The sequence below is a fragment of the Vibrio sp. M260112 genome, from assembly GCF_036533775.1.
Lineage (GTDB): Bacteria > Pseudomonadota > Gammaproteobacteria > Enterobacterales > Vibrionaceae > Vibrio.
Window position 1 is genome coordinate 1 of the sequence record NZ_JATABH010000083.1, and the last position, 6309, is coordinate 6309.

A 6309-nucleotide genomic window follows, 5' to 3' on the forward strand; every position below is an offset into this window, starting at 1 on the left:
GGAAGCTTGATTGTATCTACTCATGTTATTTGTCCTCTTTGACTTCTGGAAAAATCAAAGACGCATTTAGCATGAGTAGTTTTACAGGCAAAGCCGAAACGGATGATAACCACCTACTGAAGTAGGTGGTTTAGGGCTGAAAACAAAAAGCGCCGTTAGGCGCTTTTTTTAAATACATACAAGACGTTGGCATTAGAACTTGTTCGGTGCGTAGCCTGTCATCACTTCAATGCGCAACTCTTTGCCCAACTTTGTCATTGGGTGAACCACCACTAAACCTTTTACCGACTTTTTCAGTTTACCCATATCCGCCTGTTCCGCTTTCGTGATTTCGCGAGAGAATGGCATATCCTGCAAGCTCTTACGCTCTTTGTTGCGATCGAATTGCTGCTTATGCTTCATTGAGCTTACTTTCTTGTTAAGTTTTTCGATTTCATCAGTGAACTGAGAAATCATTTCCTGATCACCACGACCTTTAGCTGCGTCCAGTTTACGTTGGCAAGTATCTAGACGGTTATGAAGGTTTTGAAGTTCTTTTTTAAGGCTCATGGTGATTTATCTCATAGAAACGGAAAAGGGCGGCGAGTGTAGCACAAGCATAGCTGCTTCCCTAATGATAATCATCATTTCACTCCCCTCTATTCCCTTGAACAACCCTGCCCTCAATCCATCGTTCAAAATTGAGTGTCACCAACGGCAAACTAGAGCGAAATCATTCATTATATACCAGTATTAGCTAAGTCCATCCATTCCAAGATAATAATAAGGATTGAGTATGTTTTATCGTGTGTTACTTCCTTCGCTAATGCTGTTTGCATCTACTGTCTTTGCCGGTTCAGAAAGCGTTGTCATTCGCTATCTTGAACCACAAAATGAGGTTGAGAAAAAGGCCAAATCTGAGATTGAGCAAAGTGGTGTAAACCAAACCTTAGTCGACTTATCGCAGAGTATTTTTCCGTTCAAAAACACCTTAACCATTCAATACGGTGGCGATCAGGGCCCACTTTACGATCCAGAAACGCATCAGGTTCATATGCCTTACGAGTTCTATCAGCAAGCACTGGATTACTTTAAGAAAAATCAGTATGACAAAAAATATGGCAAGAGTGCGCAAGCTGGTGCCATTGATACCGTATTACACACCCTGCTTCACGAAGCCGGACACGCTTATATTGCCGACCAAAACATCCCGATTCTAGGCAAGGAAGAAGATGCCGTAGATAATTTTGCTGCGCTAATGATGATCGAATATGTGGAAAATGGAGAAGATGCAGCAATCAGTGCCGCCGATATGTTCGCCTTTGAATCCGAAGATCGTCCTGACTATTACGATTTTGGTGAATACATAGACGAGCACAGCTTTGACTTACAACGCTACTTCTCAACTTTGTGCCTAGTTTATGGCAGCAACCCTGAACAACATAAAAGCTTATTAGACGAAGTCGAAAACGACTATCTGGCTGATCGTAAAGATTTTTGTATCTATCAATATCAAGCAGTGAGTCAAAACTGGCACAGATACTTAACGTCAGTGAGCGATGATAAATAGCCATAACGGTTTCGGAGAAACATCGAGGTGAAAACATAACTAAATTGACGATTTTCTACGATGGCCGCTGCCCATTGCGTGTAAAAGAGATGGGCAGATTGGCTAAACATCAAGTTTGCCAACAACCGTTACCACTAGTCTAAATGGTTGACAGCAAAGAGTTACTGCGACGACAAGCCATGTTATCGATAGATTGTACTAAGGTCTAATATCAAGAATCTGCAAACCCCTCAAGATTCACAGTCCTGAGCCGATAAATTGGCTAATCTTATAAGATAAACTTTTGGTCTATAAGCACGATTCCAATAATTAAGCTTATTGCCTATTCGGTCCTCTAGATCGCAGTATGGTCAATAAGCCACTATTACTTAAACAGGATGTTTGTATGAGTCTTACAATTCGCAGCCGCTTATATATTTTGGCATTGGTTCCGCTGCTAGTTATCGCGTTAGGTATGCTTAGCTTTACCTACATGAAAACCACCGAACTGAACGAGCAACAAATCGAAGTTACTCGCGCTAACTTAATGAACTTGAAGAAAGCCGAACTAAGGAACTATCTTCAAATGGCCAAATCCTCCATCGAACCTTTTCTAGAGAAAGGTGCGAGCCTTGCGGAGGCATACCCAACCCTGAAAACACTAGAATACGGTGAATCAGGATACGTATTTGGTTACGACTCCAAAGGCGTACGACGTGTTCAGGGGAAGAGTGAAAAAGGGATCGGAGAAAACTTCTGGAATCTACAAGATCAACAAGGCAACTACCTGATCCAAGATCTCATCCGTAACGCAAAGACTGGCGAGTTCACCACTTACTACTTCCCTAAGCCGGGCGAAACTAAGCCTCTACCTAAACTGAGCTACTCAATCTTTATTCCAGAGTGGGATTTGATGCTGGGGACTGGTTTCTACACAGATGATATTGATGCCATCATTGCCGATATGGAAGCCGCAACCATTAGTGCGTTGCAAACTACCTTGTCAGCTATCGTCATTTTCTGTCTAGTCATCGCGGGGATCGTTGCTGTGTTCGCAGTTGCGATAAATCGTACCATTATGAAACCGCTAGAAATGTTTGATAACTCCATTAGCTCATTTGCAAGTGGTGACGCTGACCTGACCGCTCGTATGGAAGCGTTTAAAGCCCCAGAATTTGCTAGGCTAAGCAGTAACTTTAACGCTTTCGTTGCCAGCCTTCAGACCATCATTGCAAACGTTAGCGATGTCGGCCAGCAAGTCGTCGCGGAAACCAACAATATGTCCCAGCGTGCTGCTAAAGTCGATGAGTTGGCTTCAGGGCAACGCGAAGAGACAGAACAAGTCGCGACGGCCATGACCGAAATGACAACGACAGCTAGCGAGATCTCCAACAACGCGAGTCAGGCGGCATCATCAGCCAAAGAGGCGGATGACTACGCGAAAGAAGCGCAGCACATCGTTAATTCAGCGGCACAATCGGTTGAAGCTCTCGCTGAAGAGGTTTCACAAGCCAATGGCGTTATTTCTCGTCTAGAAGGCGACGTACAGAATATCTCCTCTTCACTGGAAGTCATCCAAGACATCGCAGAGCAAACTAACCTACTTGCGCTGAACGCAGCCATTGAGGCCGCTCGTGCGGGTGAACAAGGCCGAGGCTTTGCGGTCGTAGCTGACGAAGTACGCAAACTGGCTAGCCGCACTCAAGATAGTACTGGAGAGATTCACCAGATGATCCAGCAACTAAAAGCCGCCTCTGACGATGCAGTGAAAGCGATGGAGTCTAGCCAAAGACGTGGTGCAAGTACCGTTGAAGAAGCGAATGCCGCCGCCAAAGCGCTCATTCAGATACAGGAATCAATCGGAACCATCATGGATATGAACTCACTTATCGCAACGGCAACGGAAGAGCAAAGCCTAGTGGGTCAGGAAATTTCTCAACGTGTGGTTGTCATTTCAGACCAGAGTTCGCAATCTGCCGAACTGGCAAATGAGAATCGCGCTGGTAGCCAAGAGCTCAACCACCGTGCCAACGAGCTATACGACTTGGTTGGCCGCTTTAAAGTGTGATGCTCAACTTTTCGTTTCCTTTACAGCCCGCACCTCTGCTGCGGGCTTATTCTTATCCCAAAATACTAGAAATCACTTTCATCGTTTTCCTGTGCATTTATGGACTTTAGAGGAATATGGACTTTAGAGGAATATGGACTTTAGAGGAATAGCTAACTCACTATTGCCCCATTCCGAGCTACGCTCCGACATACTGAACTATATAACCGAGTCGTGTTGATATACATAATGTAATAAGTAAACTTTATCATTGAACTCAATGAGCCTTAGGAACATTTGAATGCATCCTTGGAATATAACGGTAAAGACAATGCTTGAACCTTTGGCGAATAGTGCTGATGCACTACAGATGCAGGCATACATGCGCAATCAGTTTCGATTCTTGGGGATTAAATCAACTCAAAGGAGAGAAGTGCTTAAACCACTTTTCTCAAAAGAACAACTCCCCGAGATAGACGATTTACCTAGCATTGTCAGAGAGCTTTGGTCACTTCCTGAAAGGGAATTTCAACTGATCGCAGTTGACTTGCTCATTAAACGTAAAAACCAGCTACCAGAAGCGTTTCTATATGAATTAGAGTGGCTTATCATTACGAAATCATGGTGGGATACGGTTGATTTTCTCTCCTCACACATTACAGCTGCTCTGTATATCAACCATTCCGACCAAACTCGACAGTACATTAGTCGTTGGCGTAACTCAGATAATATTTGGTTGCGGCGAACTGCATTACTTTATCAATTGAGATTCAAACAGCAGACGGATGAAAAGCTATTATTTGAGATCATCAAAGAAAATCAGGCTGACAATGAATTTTTTATACAAAAAGCGATAGGCTGGGCACTGCGAGAATTCTCGAAAACCAACGCCAAGTCTGTAGTTTCGTTTATTGATCAGCAAAACATACAAGGGATTGCCAATCGTGAAGGGTTGAAGTGGTTGAATAAACACAATCAAGCTTGAACACCCATAGACGCATGTCATTGCAGTGCCAATTGTGATCTTGCTGGCTAAGGCTTGCCCCTTTCGGTGTTAACGCAATTACTCAGTGGCAAATCGTGCCACTGAAATCACCGTTCTTTCTCTCATGGTTAGCAGCAGAGAGGACGTGACAGAAAACTCCCAAAACTGAGCAATAAGCTCAATCGTCCGCCTTAATAGGAAGTGCGTATTTATGCTTACTTGCTCATAACGTATTGTAATTGAGTTAGTTAGTAGGTATTTTCAAAAAAGCTTAAATTAATGAGAAAAAACAATGAAATACCCAAAACCTTTAAGAGAAGGAAGCACGATAGCAATCACAGCATTTTCATCAGGGATAGCGGAAGAACACAAAGCTAGATTTAGTATCATTAAAAAACATCTTGAATCTCAAGGTTTCAAGATTGTTGTGGGTGATTGCTTGTATGGGCAGTTTAAACACGTAAGTGCACCAATAGAACAACGTGTAGAAGAACTGATAAGATTTTTAATGGATGATAACATTGATGCTATTTATCCCCCTTGGGGAGGTGAGTTGTCTATGGAGCTTCTTCCTCTCATAGACTTTTCCAAGCTTCAAAATGTTAGACCAAAGTGGATCTTAGGTTTTTCTGATGTCAGTACCTTAGCTGCAACATTTACAAGTAAGCTTCGGTGGGCTACTGCACATTGCTCCAATTTGATGGATCTAACTCCTGAAGCAAATGACCCACTAACTTCAAATACCATCACGTGTATTGGAACCTCTATTGGTTCGACGTTTTTTCAAGAAGCATCGACTATGTACGCTAGCCAGTGGCCAGACATCGTGAGTAAACCTGCAAGAGGCATTACGCTAGACACTGCATCAAGTTGGAAATGGTTAGTAAGACCGAAACTAGGCACAACTATTGAAGGTAGACTCATTGGAGGCTGCTGGGATACATTGCTTCACCTTTTTGATACGGAATATCTTGATTTGAAAGCTCTCTCTGAAGACTATCCAGAAGGTATCGTGCTCTATCTGGAAAATGCAGAAATGTCACCAACAGATATTGCCCGAACAATATTAAGCATGAAATTTAGGGGGGTGTTCAAGCATATTAATGGTTTAGTTTTGGGCAGGAATGCTGCCCCTGATCCAAGCAATGAGCAAGCTCTCAAATATCATGAAGCTATAGAAAGTAGCCTAGCGAACATTGGAATCCCTGTAATGTATGATTTAGATATTGGCCACGTTCCACCGAATCTTACGCTTATCAATGGTGCTGTAGCAAAGGTGGAATTAAATGATGAAGTTGGGGAACTGAGTCAGACCCTTATATAATAGATCACTGACTTAATTGCATAATTTGTGAGTTTTGGCAAATGGGTTTAACTTAAACCATGCAAGGTTTTGTCCATTTTCTTCCATCTCAGGCACTGAGTTCGGCGGTGCGTGATTGCGTTTTGGGATACCAAAAGTTATCCATATCTGGCTAATTTAGTAAAAGCCCTGAAACACTTTTGTCCAGCTTCGAGCTAGCTGGTGAGGCTAGCTCATGTGATCACCAAGCGATTCTGTCGTACCTTAATTACCAAGCGACTTTGTCATAATTCTAACGGGACATATATGGTCACCTCGCTGTTCGCAAGGCCTGATTGAAATTAATGTCGGTCTTTTCTTTAAGCTATTTCATAGGCACCCTTAACGGAGATTAACATTGATGGTCGACGGTCTTGCGACATATATCCGGCGTCGTTATAGCAACG

General features: G+C 43.0%; 5 protein-coding genes. 4 read left to right on the plus strand and 1 reads right to left on the minus strand.

The window, feature by feature from the left end; translation table 11 throughout:
• Positions 1-192: 192 nt before the first annotated feature.
• Positions 193-549, minus strand: coding sequence for a YibL family ribosome-associated protein (locus tag QTN95_RS19415; protein ID WP_138971249.1), 357 nt, complete (start codon positions 547-549; stop codon positions 193-195).
• Positions 550-775: 226 nt separating this feature from the next.
• On the opposite strand from QTN95_RS19415, the gene QTN95_RS19420 reads away from it, so the two are divergent.
• From QTN95_RS19420 to QTN95_RS19435, 4 genes are all read left to right on the plus strand, one after another.
• On the plus strand, positions 776-1549 hold the full coding sequence (locus QTN95_RS19420) for a DUF4344 domain-containing metallopeptidase (protein WP_331418654.1): 774 nt from the start codon (positions 776-778) through the stop codon (positions 1547-1549).
• 385 nt (positions 1550-1934) lie between these two features.
• Positions 1935-3596, plus strand: coding sequence for a methyl-accepting chemotaxis protein (locus QTN95_RS19425; protein ID WP_331418655.1), 1662 nt, complete (start codon positions 1935-1937; stop codon positions 3594-3596).
• Between the two features lie 280 nt (positions 3597-3876).
• Positions 3877-4560, plus strand: coding sequence for a DNA alkylation repair protein (locus tag QTN95_RS19430; RefSeq protein WP_138971681.1), 684 nt, complete (start codon positions 3877-3879; stop codon positions 4558-4560).
• A gap of 292 nt (positions 4561-4852) precedes the next feature.
• Positions 4853-5884 carry a S66 family peptidase gene (locus QTN95_RS19435; RefSeq protein WP_331418656.1) on the plus strand — a complete coding sequence of 344 codons (1032 nt, stop codon included), beginning with the start codon at positions 4853-4855 and terminating at the stop codon, positions 5882-5884.
• Positions 5885-6309: the final 425 nt, after the last annotated feature.